The organism is Humibacter antri, from assembly GCF_054777235.1.
In genome coordinates, this window is the sequence record NZ_BAAHAW010000020.1 from 44,094 (window position 1) to 58,376 (window position 14,283).

Sequence of the window (14,283 nt, forward strand, 5' to 3'; positions counted from 1 at the left end):
CTCACAGCCTAGGGACGCGCAGCCTCCGAGGCGGAGCCGCTGTCCAGCCACTCCCGCGCCGCGACGACGAGCGCCTGCACGCCGGTCTCCAGCGTCGGGTGGATGAGTGGGGCGAAGTGCGGCGAGTGGTTCGACGGCACGTCGGCATCCGTCGTTCCGTTCGCCAAGGCGGTCGTGAAGAGCCGTGGATCCATGCCCCCGAGCAGCCAGTACACGATCGGCGCCTGCGCAGCGGTCGCGAGCGCACCGACATCTTCGCTGCCGGTCACCGCCCCCGGATCGAGCACCCGTTCAGCTCCGAGGGCCGCACGGAACGCGTCCATCGTGCGCGCTGTCGCCTCCTCGTCGTTGTGCAGAAGCGGGAAGGAGTCGGTGACGGTCACGTCGGGGTCGCGCTCTGCTCCGGAAGCCGCGGCCTCCGCCTCGGCGATTCGCCTCACCGAGGCGACCACGCGGTCTCGCACAGCGGTGTCATACGTGCGGATGTTGATGCCGAGCGTGGCATCCGGCGGGATGATGTTGACCTTCGTTCCGGCGTGCATCGTGCCGACCGTGACGACCGCGGTCTGTCCGCCGGCGACCTCGCGCGACACGATGGTCTGCAACCGGAGCACGGTCGCCGCTGCCATGACGACGGGGTCGACGGTGGATTCGGGCCGCGAACCGTGACCGCCCTTGCCGTGCAGCGTGACGAGCAGGTCGTCCGTCGCCGCGAATGCGGGACCGGCATGTGCACCGACCATCCCGGCAGGAGCAGGCGCAACGTGCTGGCCGAGCACGATGTCGGGCCTCGGCACGCGGTCGTAGAGGCCGTCGGCGATCATCTCGAGCGCGCCGGACCCCAGCTCCTCGGCCGGCTGAAACAGGAAGACGACGGTGCCGCGCCACTGAGGGCGCGAGCCGGCGAGCACCTCGGCCGCGCCCAGAAGGCACGTCACGTGCACATCGTGGCCGCACGCGTGCATGACGGAGACCTCGTTGCCGTCCGGATCGACACCCCGCTCGGCACTCGCATAGTCGAGCCCGGTCTCCTCGGCGACGGGAAGAGCATCCATGTCGGCGCGCAGCAGCACCACAGGGCCGTCGCCGTTCTTCAGCACGCCGACGACTCCGGTGCGTCCCACGCCCACGATGACCTCGATGCCGAGGTCGCGCAGGCCGTCGGCGGCGATCTTCGCCGTTCGATGCTCCTGATACGACAGCTCAGGATGCCTGTGCAGATCCTTGTAGGTCGCTTCCAGATCGATCGCCATCGAGAGTCCTCTCACGTCGGGCACCGACGTCGATGCGACGCCGACGGAGCAAGTCTGCACCGGATGACGTCGCGGACGCACCGCCCTACCCTCCCCAGGGGGCACAACTCGGCACGCGCCCACAGTGAGGCGCGCTCGCGGCGCCGACCGCGAGTGGGCGGATATCGTGCCTGCACATCCGCAACAGGGCGTATGAGAATGGAGGTGTGTTCGTGTCGATCGATGCCCTGGCGACGGTGATCAGCTTCGCCGGCCTCCTGGTCGCGCTCGCCGGCGGATTCGGCTGGACGATCCGGCGCATGGACGCACAGTTCGCTCGAGTAGACGCCAAGATCGACCGAGTCGACGAACGACTGGGCAACAAGATCGACGAGGTCGACGAAAGACTCGGCAACAAGATCGACGAGGTCGACCAAAGACTCGGCAACAAGATCGACGACGTCGACCAACGACTCAGCAACAAGATCGATGAGGTCGACCATCGACTCAACGCGAAGATCGAGGAATTCGGGAAGCGACTCGACGCGAAGATCGATGAACAGGGGCGGGTGCTCGGTGCGAAGATCGAGGCCCAGACGCGCGAGATCACGGAGGTCAAGATCGCCGTTGCCCGCCTGGAGGGGCCGCGGCCGCACCTCGTCCCGGCACGCTGACACCTCGATGCCACACTGAGAGCATGTCAGCTGTGCACGCGCCTCTGCCCGCCGCCGATCTTCCACCGGTCGCCGACGTGCTGGCGGATGCCCGAGTCGTCGCACTTCCGATGGTCACCCGGTTCCGTGGGATCACCACGCGTGAGGCACTCCTCACCCAGGGGCCGCGCGGCTGGACGGAGTTCTCGCCGTTCGTGGAGTACGGCGACGGGGAGGCGTCGGCCTGGCTGGCCGCGGCGATCGATTTCGGCTGGGGCGAAGACGCGGAACCCGTGCGCGAATCGGTGCGCGTCAACGCGACCGTCCCGGCGGTGGCCGCCGACGACGTGGCATCCGTGCTCACCCGATTTCCGGGTTGCCGCACCGCCAAGGTGAAGGTCGCCGAGCCCGGGCAGCGGCTGGCGGACGATGTCACACGCGTCGCGGCCGTGCGCGAGGTGCTGGGTGTCGAGGGCCGCATCCGGGTCGACGCGAACGGCCTCTGGAACGTCGACGAGGCGGAGCATGCGATTCACGCGCTCGCGCAGTACGACCTCGAGTATGTGGAACAGCCGTGCGCGAGTGTCGAGGAACTTGCCGAGGTGCGCCGCCGCGTCAAATACATGGGCATCCCGATCGCGGCGGACGAGAGCGTTCGCAAGGCGTCCGACCCGCTCGCCGTGGCTCGGGCAGGCGCGGCGGACGTGCTGATCGTGAAGGCGCAGCCGCTGGGCGGCATCCGCGCGGCGCTGGGAGTCATCCGCCTCGCCGGGCTCCCCGTCGCGGTGTCGAGCGCGATCGACACGTCGGTCGGGCTCGCCATGGGGGCCATGCTCGCGGCATCCGTTCCGCACTTGGACTACGACTGCGGCCTCGGCACGGCCGCGCTGCTCGGAGCGGATGTCACGCGTGAGCCGCTCACCCCGGTCGACGGCGCGATCCCGGTGCGCCGGGTCGACGCGGACGATCTGCTGCTTTCAGAGCATGCCGCGGACGCCGATCGTCGCGACTGGTGGTTCGCCCGCGTCGAGCGTTGTCACGCCCGCCTCGCCGCGAGTTCTCGCTGAGCCTTCGACTCGCCTTCGACTCGCCTCGCTCGCTCGCTCGCCGAGAGACCTGACCTGACGCCTACGAGAGGCCGCTATAGGAGTGCAGGCCGTGGAAGAACACGTTCACCACGCCGAAGTTGAACATCACGGCGCTGAAGCCGATGATCGCCAGCCACGAGGAACGGGTGCCGCGCCAGCCGCGCGTCGCACGGGCGTGGATGTAGCCGGCGTAGATGACCCAGACGATGAACGTCCAGACCTCCTTGGTGTCCCAGGTCCAGTAGGCTCCCCAGGCCTTCTCGGCCCAGATCGCGCCGGCGATCAGCGTGAACGTCCAGCAGATGAAGCCGACGATCGTCACACGGTAGGCCAGGTTCTCCAGCGTCGACGACCCGGGGAGCGTTCCGAGGAACCGCAGATTCGTCGGCTGCTCGAGCTGCACGCGGTGCTCCCGGCGCACCTGGAGCAACTGCGCCACCGAGAGGCCGAAACTGAGGGCGAAGAACGACGTGCCGAGCATCGCGACCATGATGTGGATGACCAGCCAGTACGACTGCAGCGCCGGCGGCAGCGGTACAACCGGCACGTAATACACGGTCGTGGCGAGCATGAGCACGAGGCAGACGAAGCCGAGCACGAACGTGCCGAGATAGCGCAGGTCGGACCAGAGGTTCACCACGAGGAAGATGCCCACGATGATCAGCGTCGCTGTCATCGAGAATTCCCACATGTTCGCCCACGGCACGCGGCCGGCGGCGAGACCCCGCAGGACGTCGGCGCACAGGTGCAGCGCCCAGGCGATCATGGTCACGACCATCGCCACGCGGAGGCTGGTCGACTTCACCCGCCCGTGACGGGTGTCGTCTTCGAGACCAGAGGTCAGGCGCGTGCCCGCTCCGGTGCCGCCTCGGCCTCCTCCGGCGCCGATCGCCGGAGGAGCGACCGCGACCGCGGTGGCCGTCGCCTGACCGGATGCCCCTGATCCCGCCACTGCGGCCGTGTCGCTCTGCACACCCCCGGCCTCCACGAACACGAGGTCCTCGGTGGGTGCGCTACGGCGCGACGCCGCGCTTCGCACCTCGCCCGGGATCGTGGCCCGGGCACTGCGTCTGGCCAGGTCGAGCGCGAACGCGATGAACGCGATGACATAGAGGCCCATGGCCACATGGATGAAGATCTGCGAGAACGTATCGAGCACGATGTGATGAATCCTACGTCTGTTGGCGGCTCGCCCGGACAGTTGAACGACCGGTCAGCTGGGCGACATGACGATCGGCGAGCGATGCAACGGCATCATCGAGGCGCGGGTCCTCACCTCTGGCGAGACCCGCATACTCCAGACGCAGCGAGCCGTCCGGAAGAGTGATGGCCTTCATCCACAGTCTGCGCCGCGGAACGAAGAGCGAGGTCAGGAGTCCGCCGAGCACGAGAGCGGCGAACAGCAGCACCCACCCCTCAGTCGGGTCGTGGTGGATGTCGAGACTGACGAAACGCTTGACCCCGTCGAACGTCAGGGTGCCGAGACCGTTCGGCAGCGAAACAGTCTGACCGGGCGTGAGCTGAAGGCCCTTGGCCGCGGCGCCCGGTCCTGCGATCTCTTTCAGCTTGTCGATGTCGAGCGCGTACACCGACACCGGGACTCCCTTGTCGAGTCCGAGGTTCCCCTGGTAGACCGACAGGTCGAGCATCGGCTTACGCAGGTCCGGGAAGCTGGAGGTGTACGCCCCTGACGAGAGCTTCTCCGCGGTCGGATAGAACAGCCCGATCATGCCGAGCTGCTGTTTCAGCCCGTCCGGCACCTTGACGACGCCCTGCGACATCATGTTCGCCGACTGCTCGGGAAACGGAACCACGTCGTGGAACACGGCCTTGCCGCTCGGGTCGCGCACCGTGATCACCGGAGCGTAGCCGTTGCCGAGCAGGTAGACATCCGTTGCGCCGATGCCCAGCGGCTCGTTCACCTTGATGGTGCGTTCGGTGGTCTTGCCGTTCTCGGTCGCCTCGACGTACGCCGTATAGTCCAGCGGTGCGCCCAGCGCGTTCTTGTTCGTGGTGTCGTACGTGACGTTGAGGCCTGTGACCTTCAGCGAATACGGCGCCATCGTTCCGGTGTTCAGGAACCGCCCCGGGTTGAACGAGTCGTAGTTGACGAGCGTGTTCACGAAGCTCTGGCCCTCGACGACCACGCGCTGACCGGTGTATCCGAAACCACCGCCGACGCCGACCGCGAGCAGGATGCCGACCAGGGCCGCGTGGAAGACGATGTTGCCGGTCTCGCGCAGGTATCCGCGCTCGGCCGACACCGATGCATCTTTCGCCGTCTCCAGCACGACCGTGCGATAGCCGGATGCCCGCAGCAGCTTTCGCGCGGACGCGACCGCCGCCAGCCTGGCCGTCGCCGCATCCGCTGCGGTGCCGTCCGAGGCGAGGCCCTGCAACACCCGCACCCGGAATCCGGCCATGCGCTGCAGGCGCGCCGGGGTGCGAGGCGGCTTCGCCCGCAGAGCCTCGATGTGGTGCTTGATGCGCGGAACGACGCAGCCGACCAACGAGACGAACAGCAGCAGGTAGATGGCCGAGAACCACACCGAGGTGTAGGTGTCGAAGACCTGCAGCTTGTCCAGGATGGGATACAGCGTCGGATGCGCCAGCTTGTACTGCACCACGCCGTTCGGGTCGGACGAGTGCTGCGGTACGAGGGAGCCCGGCACGGCCGCCACGGCGAGCAGCAGCAGGAGGAACAATGCCGTGCGCATGCTGGTGAGCTGGCGCCAGATCCAACGCAGCCAGCCGACGAAGCCCAGCTTGGGCTGATTCAGGGGGCCGGCATCCGCATCGTCGGTGTCGACGTGCCCATCCGGCCGGCTGTCTCGGCGCGCCTGTCTGCGGTCGGCTGTCGCCTGCTCGCCGTCGGTCGTCGAGTTGGTCTCCGTCGCGGTCGTATCGGCCGGGGGGTCCAGCAGCGTCTCGGTGCCGCCGGTTCCTGAACCGTCAGAGTGCTGTTCCAAAGCTCGGAATCACCCCCGCCAATGCGATGACCCACTGGTTCCAGACGCCGGAGACCATGAGGATGCCGATGGCGATGAGCAGTGCACCGCCGACGATGTTGATCACGCGGATATGCGTGCGAAGGAAGGCAACGGCGCCGGATGCCCAGCTCAGGCCGAGTGCGATCAGCACGAACGGCACGCCGAGGCCGAGCGCGTAGAACAAGGCGAGCACCGCCCCCTGCCATGCGGACCCGCCTGAGTAGCTCATGGTCGTGATCGCGGCGAGCGTCGGACCGGTGCACGGGCTCCAGCCGATCGCGAAGATGACGCCGAGCAGCGGGGCGCCGCCGAGACCGGTGAGCGGGCGCCACTGCGGCTTGAACGTGCGCTGCAGGAAGGTGAACTGGCCAACGAACACCAGGCCGAGCACGATCAGGATCAGGCCGGCGATGCGCGTGATGAGGTCGCGCCACTGGATCATCCAGAAGCCCAGCGCGCCGAACACGAACCCGGTCAGCACGAAGACGGCCGCGAACCCGAGCACGAACAACGCGACGCCGAGCACGAGGCGGCCCTGGCCCGACCGCTCTGCGGTGCGGGTGACGGTCGAACCGGTGCCGGCCACGGAAGCGACGGTCGCGGTGCCGACCGGTGCACCGCGCGTGGCACCCGCGGCCGCCGCCGCAGCAGACGTCTGCCCGGTGAACCCGCCGATGTAGGCGAGGTATCCGGGGACGAGCGGCAGGATGCACGGAGAGGCGAATGAGATCAGCCCGGCCAGGAGTGCAACGGGAACGGTCAGCAGCAGCGGCGCCGACAGTACGAAGTTCTCGATGCCGCCCATCACTGACCCTGAAGCGCGGAGTCGATCAGGGTGGTGAGCGTGGACGGCTGCGCCGCGATGTCACCGGCGATGCGCGCGGCGATGCGGCCCTGCTTGTCGATCACGAACGTGGTCGGGGTGGCGTTGGGGCGCATCGCCCCGCTGAACGCGAGCTGCACCGCTCCGCCGTCGGCATCGAGGACCGACGGGTAGTCCACCTTGAACGCTGCATCGAACGCCTTCGTGGTCGCGGCGTCGTCTCGCGTGTTCACCCCGATGAACCGCACGCCTTTCGGCTGATACTTCGCGGCGATCTTCGTGAGGTCGGATGCCTCGGCGCGGCAGGGCGGGCATCCTGCGTACCAGAAGTTCACGACGAGCACGTCGCCGCGAGCGGACTTCGACGAGAAGGTCGTACCGTCTTCGGTCGTGCCCGAGAAGTCGATCGGCTCACTGCGATCGCCCGGTTTCAGCTCGGTCACGCCGCTGCCTGCGATGAAGTTCTTGTCGACGCCCGACGTGTACTGCTTCGCCAGCTCGTCGTTGCTGCACCCGGCCAGCAGTGCACCGACGGCGAGCGCAGCGGTCACTGCGGCGAGCGCACGGCGGCGCCCGCCCTTCTTGACGGCGTCTCTCACACGGCACCCACATCGGTGGAGTCGGCGGCGAGGGCGGAGGCCGGATCGGAGTATGCGACCTCGACCAGTTGGCCGTTGCGACGTTCGAAGCTGGTGATGCTGGAGAGCGAGCATCGACGCTCACGCGGGTCGTGCACGAACCGTTCACCGGCGACCGAGAGGTGCGCGACCCAGATCGGCAGCTGGTGGCCCACCAGCACCACATCGGAACCGGTCGAGTCTGCGCGGTGTGCAGCGGCCTCGGCCCGGTCAAAGGCGTTGTGGATGGCCGCGAGCATCCGCTCCTCGATCGAGCGGTACGGCTCACCCCAGCTGGGACGCAACGGGTTGACCATCCACGGCCAGTTGATCGGGTTGCGCAGGGCACGCGACATCACGGTGCCCTCGAAGCGGTTCGCGCCCTCGATGAGGCGGGCATCCGTCTCGGTGGCGAGTCCGTATGCCTGCGCGATCGGAGCGGCGGACTCCTGCGTGCGTTGCAGAGGGGATGCGATCACCGTGGCGACCGGACGGTCACGGGCGACGAGATCGTCGGCCGCCGACTGCGCCATGGTGCGGCCGAGTTCGGAGAGGTGGAAGCCCGACATCCTGCCATAGAGGATGCCGTCGGGATTGTGCACCTCGCCGTGTCGCACGAGATGCACCTGGGAAGCCGCCACCCTGCCAGTGTACGGACGGATGAGTGGTGAATTCGCTGAGCGCGGGAGCTGAGAGCGACGGTCCGGTGGACCGTCGCCGCGACGCCGGCGCCGAGTCGGCTGTGCCGGCTCGGTAGTGTCGACGCCATAAGCGTGGCTGAGCAGGCGCGTGTCGAGGAGGCCCGGATGCCGCAAGCGACCTGGAACGACGTGCGCGCACTGGCGCTGTCGTTCCCCGACACCGACGAGACGACCAGCTGGGGCCACGCGTTCTGGCGGGTGCACGGCAAGGGCTTCGTGTGGGAGCGGCCGCTGCGCAGGCCCGACCTGCAGCACCTCGAACTGGATGAGCAGCCCGGGCCCGTGCTCGGCGCGAAGGTGGACGACGAGCCCACGAAGTTCGCTCTGGCCGAGGACGATCCTGAGGTGTTCTTCACGACGCCGCACTTCGACGGGTTCGCCGCGGTGCTGGTCTGGCTCGACCGGGTCTCCTCACGCAGGCTGAACGAGGTCGTGACGGATGCGTGGCTGGCGGCCGCGCCGACAAAGCTGGCCCGCCAGTGGCTGGCGGAGCATCAGGACTGAGCAAGTTCCCCAACTGCCTCCGCCCGTTTCGACTGCAGAAGTGGCTCTTAACGTCGCCCGGAAGAGCCACTTCTGCAGTTGAAGCCGACCTCGGTGCGCGAGCTTGTGCCGCGACCGGCAGGCCACGCTCCCGTAGAATCTCTGGGTGACTTCCCGCGTACTCGTCAAGAACCTCGCCGCCCGTGAAGACGGCCCCGTGACCGTCTCCGGATGGGTCGAGACGGTGCGCGATCAGAAGAAGGTGCAGTTCGTCATCCTGCGCGACGAGTCCGGCGACGTGCAGCTCGTGCACCCGCGCACTGCTGCCCCTTCCGCCGAGGTGGTGGAGGCATCCGGAGACGTGCCCGTCGGGGTGAGCGTGACAGATGACGTCGCCGAGACGATCTCGTCGCTCACGCTCGGCTCGTTCGTGACCGTGACAGGTCAGCTGAAGCACGACGAGCGGGTGAAGCTGGGCGGTATCGAAGTGAAGCTCGACGCGCTCACGGTCGAGACGTATGCGCATCCGGAGATGCCGATCGCCTCCGACTCCAGCCTGGACAAGCGCCTGGACTGGCGGTTCATCGACCTGCGGCAGCCGAAGAACAATCTGATCTTCCGCATCCAGACCACGCTCGAGCACGCCTGGCGCACCTGGTGGATCGACAACGGCTTCGTCGAGGTGCACACGCCGACGTTCATGGCGACGCCCGCCGAGTCGCGCGCGGAGCTGTTCCAGCTCGAGTACTTCGATCTCGGCACCGGGTACCTGGCGCAGAGCCCGCAGCACTTCAAGCAGATGGCGCAGGCCGCCGGGTTCGGCAAGGTGTTCGCCATCACGCCGGTGTTCCGCGCCGACCCGTCGTTCACGTCGCGGCACGCCACGGAGTTCACCACCGTCGACGCCGAGATGAGCTGGATCGACTCGCACGACGACGTGATGGCGATGCAGGAGCAGCTGCTGGTCGCCGGGCTGAGCGCGGTCAAGGAGAAGCACGGCGACGAGATCCGCGAATCCTTCGGCGTCGAGGTCGAGGTGCCGACCGTTCCGTTCCCGCGCATCCCGCTCGCCGACGCGTTGGAGATCGTGAAGGAACGCGGCTACACCGTGCCGCGAGCCGATGGCGATATGGACCCCGAAGGCGAGCGGCAGATCTCCGCCTACGTCAAGGAGAAGTACGGGCACGACTTCGTGTTCCTCACCGACTACCCGCTGAGCATCCGGCCGTTCTACCACATGGTCGACGAGGCGACGGGGCTCACGAAGAGCTATGACCTCATCATGAGCGGCGTCGAGATCACCACCGGCGCCCAGCGCGAGCACCGCATCGACGTGCTGGAGGCTCAGGCCGTGCAGAAGGGCCTCGACCTGGAAGGTCTCGAGTCGTACCTGGACTTCTTCCGCTACGGCATTCCGCCGCACGGTGGCTTCGGCATGGGCCTCGCCCGGGTGCTGATGCTGCTGCTCGGCGAGCAGTCGATCCGCGAGACGACCTACCTGTTCCGCGGTCCGACGCGGCTCACGCCGTAAGCACACCACCGGGCCACCCCGCACGCACCAGGCGCCTAGCGCCCCGCACCCGCCGGCGATTGCGCCAGTTATTGGCGATTGCGCCACATGCTCTGGCGCAATCGCCGATAGATGGCGCAATCGGAAGCCCGCCCCGGGTCCGAGACTCAAGAGGGCTGGTCGGTCGGGCTAGACGAACTCATCGGGGTCGTAGTACGTGACCGTGGATGCCCGCGCGCCCGGCATCAGCAGGTCGCCCCACTCCTGGCGCGCCGCGTCGGTGTCGAAGCTCACGTCGACGCGCTCACGCCACCTGCCATCCGCCATCTGCTGCATCGTGGCCTCCCAGGTCACGCCCGGCGTTCGCTTGGCCTGCAGCCGCAGATGGATCCCGATGCCGGGGCCGCGCTCGAGCAGGACCAGCAGCGCCCGGTACACGGATGCCCGCGCCACCTCCTGGAACCACGGCCGAAGGCTGTGCGCGAGAACGTCCGCGCTCCACAGGATCGTCGTCGGAAAGCCGGTGCGCGATCGATAGATGTCCACGGCGATCACGCCGGGAACCCGTCGCAGCGTGATGCGCAGATGCTCGCGCACGCCACTGTCGTCGGCAGTGGCATGGAACGAGATCGGAACCGCGGGTCGCGAGATGTCGAATCCGACGCGCCGGGCCGCGTAGTCGGTGATGACCTGCGCGCCCGCGAAGAACGGCCGGACATCGTCGATGTACGCGGCCACTTCAGGGGCCGGCGGATCGGTCTCGATCGACCCGGCCGTCTCCGCGTAGCTCGGCGAGTGGTGCGTCACCGCTATGTTGTATCCGCGCGGGAGCGGCGGCCCCGCTTTCACGGTGAGCCACTCGGCGGCCTGCCGCGTTCCGTTGCCGATGGTGACCTCGCCCACCCGCTCCGCGTCGGCGGCGGCCGCCGCCGGCACTCGCCGATCGCCGACGATGGGGTTCTCGCGTCCATCGAGGCGCGGCACCGTGTCGAGCACGTGCTCGAGGGAGAGCACCTTCGTCGTGTGCGGCAGCCGGTGGCGCCCGATCGGAGCACCCGAGGTCACGAGGTGCGTGACGGTGAACCCGGCGCGGTCAGAGAGCTCGGCCACCTGCGCGGCGACCATGCCGCCGAGACTGAAACCGGCGACCAGCACCGGCTCCCCGGCGCGGATGCCCGCCAGTCGCATCGTCTCTAGCGCTGCGCGGGTGAGGGTCGTCTCGCGCATCGACAGGGCGACGATGTCGGCGGTGAGGTCGTTCGGCGCGGTGCCGGCGCGTGGATGCCACGTCTGCGTGCTCGGGAACTGCACGAGCCAGCGGCGGCCGGGGCGGGCATCCGTCGACTCGTCCGCGTCCGCGTCCGCGACGGGCGTGCCGGCGACCGGGTCGTCGATCGCGACGACCCGGATGACCGCGACATCCGCTCGGTCGTCCAGATCGGGGTCGCCGAGGTCGTCGATCTCGCGCTGCGAGATGAACAGCTCACGCAGTCCGCCGACGCGGGTGCGACGTATGGCCGTGAGGGCGAGCCCTGGCAGGCCGAGCACGTCGGGGTACGGGCCGAGCGTGAGGCCGGAGAAGTGCCGCGGCGTGTTCCAGCTCGCGGCGACGGGCCGGAACGTGCCCGCCTGCCGGGGGTCCCGCCACCAGTCCAGAAAGTCGGCTCGCTGAGGGAACGCCACACGCAGGTACTCCTCGAACGGGATCACCGAGACGTCGTGTCCGTCGTCGAAGAAGCCGCGATTGCGGCCCAGCCCGATCAGTTTCGCTTCCAGGCCTGGCACGTCGAACACGGCAAGGTATGGTCGCGCCCGCAGCAGCGGAACGACGATGCCGGCGATCGAGACCAGGATCGCGAGGGGTGCGAACAGGAATCCGGCGGTGCGCGCGGTGAGCCCGATCGCCCTCGGAAGCGTGGAGACCCAGACGTCGTTGAAGACCAGCGCCCGCGTCGCCTTCGTCAGGGGCGGCCTCAGCTGGAACGGATACGGCCTGCGCGAGAACCCGCGCGCCAGATACCAGAGCCAGTCGACGACGGTGAGCACGATCCACACGGCGCCGCGCACCAGCCACACGACGGCGCCGAGCACGAGAAGCCCGAGACCGATCGCGAGCAGCACCGCGGATGCCATGCTCACCGCGATCGACATGCCCACCCACCCGAGAGGGCCGCGTGGTCGTCGCAGCCAGGGCGGCAGCTGCGGAGCGGGGGCCTGCTCCACGTCAGGGCGGGGTGCGGTCACTCGCGACCCACCACCGCTGCGGGTGCTCCGCCCGCGAGCGGGACATCCGGATTCATGCGCACCAGCATAGGGACAGCAGCGGTCGCCACCGTCCTGCCCTGCGGACGAGGGGGCCGAGGCGCATCCCGACCGCGACGTCTCCGAGACCGCCTAGCATCGACGTATGCCGACGCTGACCGAGATGGTGCGCATCCCTGCCGGCGACTACCTGATGGGGTCGGACCGGTTCTACGCCGACGAAGGGCCCGTGCACCGGGTACGAGTGGCGGAGTTCGAGCTCGACCGGCATCCGGTCACGAACGCGCAGTTCGCCGAATTCGTCGCCGACACCGGTTACGTCACGATCGCCGAGCGCCCGCTCGACCCCGCCGAGTTCCCGGGAGCGGATCCGGCCGATCTCGTTCCCGGCGCGCTCGTCTTCACGCCGACCTCTGGCCCGGTGAACCTGTCCGACTGGCGGCAGTGGTGGGCCTGGGGCGCCGGCGCGAGCTGGCGGCATCCATTCGGTGCCGATTCGTCGATCGAGGCTCTTCGGGAGCATCCGGTGGTGCAGGTGGCGTACCAGGATGCCCGTGCCTACGCGGCCTGGGCGGGGCGGCGGCTGCCCACCGAGGAGGAGTGGGAGTATGCGGCGCGCGGCGGCTCGGTCGACGGACTCACCTACGCCTGGGGCGACGAGCCGCGCGTGAACGACCGGATCATGGCGAACACCTGGCAGGGCCGCTTTCCGTATCTGAACACCGGGGCGGACGGCTGGGTCGGCACGTCGCCGGTGGGGACCTTTCCGAAGAACGGTTACGGTCTCGTGGACATGATCGGCAACGTGTGGGAGTGGACGTCGACGCCGTACTCCCCACGGCACGACGTCGCAGCGTCGCGATCGCTCGGACTCACCGACGTGAGCGCGACGAGCAGCGGGCACGAGCAGGGCCGGCCCGAGCACGTTGGAGGCGCTCAAGCCGGCGAGGCCGGCTGCACGTGCGGCCCGCAGGACGACCGCCGAGCAGGCGCGGATACGGGTACCGGCGCGCTGCGCCGAACCCTCAAAGGCGGTTCGCACCTCTGCGCCCCGGAGTATTGCCTGCGCTACCGGCCGGCGGCTCGCTCGCCCGAGACTGAGGACTCGTCGACCACGCACATCGGGTTCCGTTGCGCGCGGGAGCTATGAGCCAAGGCCACTTCTGGCCTTGGCCGCGACGCTCCCTGTCGCACGGCCGTCACACCGCGAACGGCGCGCGCCGGAACCGGCGAGGGGGGCCCAGCGCCGACCACCGTCTCGGTGGTCGGTTTGCGGTTCTGGCGCTCAGCGAACCCGAACCCTAGAAGCGAACGTCGACTCCGGCACGGCCGACCGTGTTCGCCCGCACGAAGGCGACCACCTCCTGATGCACCGGGTGATGGATGTACCGCTGCAGGGCAGCCTCGTCGTCGAACTCCGAGACCAGCACGACATCGAAGTTGTCGGGGGCACCCGCGTTGTTCAGACCCACCTCGAACCGTCTGATCACGTCGATCTGCGACGGAAGCGATTCGAGCCGGTCGCGGAACTCCGCCTTCACCCGCTCGCGCTCCAGGTCGGAGTCGCCTGCAACCTTCCACGTCACCACGTGCCGAAGCGGCATGGTCCGCCCTTCCATTGCGTTGTCGGGTCGTTCGACCCGGATCAGTCGGCGAGTCGCTCGATCAGAGCGGCGGTCAGTCGTTCCTTGTCCACCCGCCAGTACGTGTGCTGCCTGCCGTCGATGAGCACGACCGGGATCTCCTCGGCATAGCGGTCGAAGAGCTCCGGCTCGTCGAGAATCGAACGCTCCTCGAGCGAGATGCGCGAGGCATCCGGCAGCGCGTGCGTCACGTCGCTGATCGCCTGGCGTGCGTCGTCGCACAAGTGGCACCCCGGCTTGCCGATGAGCGTGAGCTGGATGTTCGACACGTGGGAAATCCT

14 protein-coding genes are annotated in these 14,283 nt (G+C 68.4%); 5 read left to right on the top strand and 9 right to left on the bottom strand.

What is annotated here, in order from left to right; genetic code table 11:
• Positions 1 to 8: 8 nt before the first annotated feature.
• Positions 9 to 1,253 carry a zinc-binding metallopeptidase family protein gene (locus tag ACYVDK_RS09015; RefSeq protein WP_460520849.1) on the bottom strand — a complete coding sequence of 415 codons (1,245 nt, stop codon included), beginning with the start codon at positions 1,251 to 1,253 and terminating at the stop codon, positions 9 to 11.
• Between the two features lie 212 nt (positions 1,254 to 1,465).
• On the opposite strand from ACYVDK_RS09015, the gene ACYVDK_RS09020 reads away from it, so the two are divergent.
• Together ACYVDK_RS09020 and ACYVDK_RS09025 are read left to right on the top strand one after the other, a co-directional pair.
• On the top strand, positions 1,466 to 1,906 hold the full coding sequence (locus ACYVDK_RS09020; protein ID WP_460520851.1) for a hypothetical protein: 441 nt from the start codon (positions 1,466 to 1,468) through the stop codon (positions 1,904 to 1,906).
• Between the two features lie 23 nt (positions 1,907 to 1,929).
• Positions 1,930 to 2,952 carry an o-succinylbenzoate synthase gene (locus ACYVDK_RS09025; RefSeq protein WP_460520853.1) on the top strand — a complete coding sequence of 341 codons (1,023 nt, stop codon included), beginning with the start codon at positions 1,930 to 1,932 and terminating at the stop codon, positions 2,950 to 2,952.
• Between the two features lie 61 nt (positions 2,953 to 3,013).
• On the opposite strand, the gene ccsB is transcribed toward ACYVDK_RS09025, so the two are convergent.
• From ccsB to ACYVDK_RS09050, 5 genes are read right to left on the bottom strand one after another with little or no spacing between them, the layout of a single operon-like run.
• Positions 3,014 to 4,093: a c-type cytochrome biogenesis protein CcsB gene (gene ccsB, locus ACYVDK_RS09030; RefSeq protein ID WP_460520933.1), complete on the bottom strand. Its 1,080-nt coding sequence runs from the start codon at positions 4,091 to 4,093 to the stop codon at positions 3,014 to 3,016.
• Between the two features lie 52 nt (positions 4,094 to 4,145).
• Positions 4,146 to 5,942, bottom strand: coding sequence for a cytochrome c biogenesis protein ResB (gene resB / locus ACYVDK_RS09035; RefSeq protein WP_460520855.1), 1,797 nt, complete (start codon positions 5,940 to 5,942; stop codon positions 4,146 to 4,148).
• The gene (locus ACYVDK_RS09040) at positions 5,926 to 6,768 is read right to left on the bottom strand and encodes a cytochrome c biogenesis CcdA family protein (RefSeq protein WP_460520857.1); all 843 of its coding nucleotides are present in this window, start codon (positions 6,766 to 6,768) and stop codon (positions 5,926 to 5,928) included. Before ACYVDK_RS09040 ends, resB begins: the two co-directional genes overlap by 17 nt.
• A complete protein-coding gene (locus ACYVDK_RS09045; protein WP_460520859.1) occupies positions 6,768 to 7,385 on the bottom strand; it encodes a TlpA family protein disulfide reductase in 618 nt (205 codons plus the stop codon). The genes ACYVDK_RS09040 and ACYVDK_RS09045 overlap by 1 nt, the downstream gene beginning before the upstream one ends.
• Positions 7,382 to 8,044, bottom strand: a complete 663-nt coding sequence (locus tag ACYVDK_RS09050) for a histidine phosphatase family protein (protein WP_460520861.1) — start codon at positions 8,042 to 8,044, stop codon at positions 7,382 to 7,384. Before ACYVDK_RS09050 ends, ACYVDK_RS09045 begins: the two co-directional genes overlap by 4 nt.
• A 165-nt stretch (positions 8,045 to 8,209) precedes the next feature.
• Here ACYVDK_RS09050 and ACYVDK_RS09055 point away from each other — a divergent pair, with 165 nt between their 5' ends.
• Both ACYVDK_RS09055 and aspS read left to right on the top strand, forming a co-directional pair.
• The gene (locus ACYVDK_RS09055) at positions 8,210 to 8,608 is read left to right on the top strand and encodes an MmcQ/YjbR family DNA-binding protein (RefSeq protein WP_460520863.1); all 399 of its coding nucleotides are present in this window, start codon (positions 8,210 to 8,212) and stop codon (positions 8,606 to 8,608) included.
• A gap of 145 nt (positions 8,609 to 8,753) precedes the next feature.
• The gene (gene aspS, locus ACYVDK_RS09060) at positions 8,754 to 10,118 is read left to right on the top strand and encodes an aspartate--tRNA ligase (protein ID WP_460520865.1); all 1,365 of its coding nucleotides are present in this window, start codon (positions 8,754 to 8,756) and stop codon (positions 10,116 to 10,118) included.
• Positions 10,119 to 10,286: 168 nt separating this feature from the next.
• Here aspS and ACYVDK_RS09065 read toward each other — a convergent pair whose 3' ends face one another.
• On the bottom strand, positions 10,287 to 12,341 hold the full coding sequence (locus tag ACYVDK_RS09065; RefSeq protein ID WP_460520867.1) for a hypothetical protein: 2,055 nt from the start codon (positions 12,339 to 12,341) through the stop codon (positions 10,287 to 10,289).
• Positions 12,342 to 12,504: 163 nt separating this feature from the next.
• On the opposite strand from ACYVDK_RS09065, the gene ACYVDK_RS09070 reads away from it, so the two are divergent.
• Entirely contained in the window at positions 12,505 to 13,509 is a 1,005-nt protein-coding gene (locus ACYVDK_RS09070) for a formylglycine-generating enzyme family protein (RefSeq protein WP_460520869.1), read from the top strand.
• A 151-nt stretch (positions 13,510 to 13,660) separates the two neighbouring features.
• Here the strand turns inward: ACYVDK_RS09070 and ACYVDK_RS09075 are convergent, their stop codons facing one another.
• Both ACYVDK_RS09075 and ACYVDK_RS09080 read right to left on the bottom strand, forming a co-directional pair.
• A complete protein-coding gene (locus ACYVDK_RS09075) occupies positions 13,661 to 13,963 on the bottom strand; it encodes a Dabb family protein (RefSeq protein ID WP_460520871.1) in 303 nt (100 codons plus the stop codon).
• 41 nt (positions 13,964 to 14,004) lie between these two features.
• A complete protein-coding gene (locus ACYVDK_RS09080) occupies positions 14,005 to 14,271 on the bottom strand; it encodes a glutaredoxin family protein (protein WP_460520873.1) in 267 nt (88 codons plus the stop codon).
• Positions 14,272 to 14,283: the final 12 nt, after the last annotated feature.

Coding starts and splice junctions, on each gene's coding strand:
- ACYVDK_RS09055 (WP_460520863.1), top strand. CDS start 8,210: ATGCCGCAAGCGACCTGGAACGACGTGCGCGCACTGGCGCTGTCGTTC.
- ACYVDK_RS09075 (WP_460520871.1), bottom strand. CDS start 13,963: ATGCCGCTTCGGCACGTGGTGACGTGGAAGGTTGCAGGCGACTCCGAC.
- ACYVDK_RS09070 (WP_460520869.1), top strand. CDS start 12,505: ATGCCGACGCTGACCGAGATGGTGCGCATCCCTGCCGGCGACTACCTG.
- ACYVDK_RS09025 (WP_460520853.1), top strand. CDS start 1,930: ATGTCAGCTGTGCACGCGCCTCTGCCCGCCGCCGATCTTCCACCGGTC.
- ccsB (WP_460520933.1), bottom strand. CDS start 4,093: ATGGGCCTCTATGTCATCGCGTTCATCGCGTTCGCGCTCGACCTGGCC.
- ACYVDK_RS09015 (WP_460520849.1), bottom strand. CDS start 1,253: ATGGCGATCGATCTGGAAGCGACCTACAAGGATCTGCACAGGCATCCT.
- ACYVDK_RS09040 (WP_460520857.1), bottom strand. CDS start 6,768: ATGGGCGGCATCGAGAACTTCGTACTGTCGGCGCCGCTGCTGCTGACC.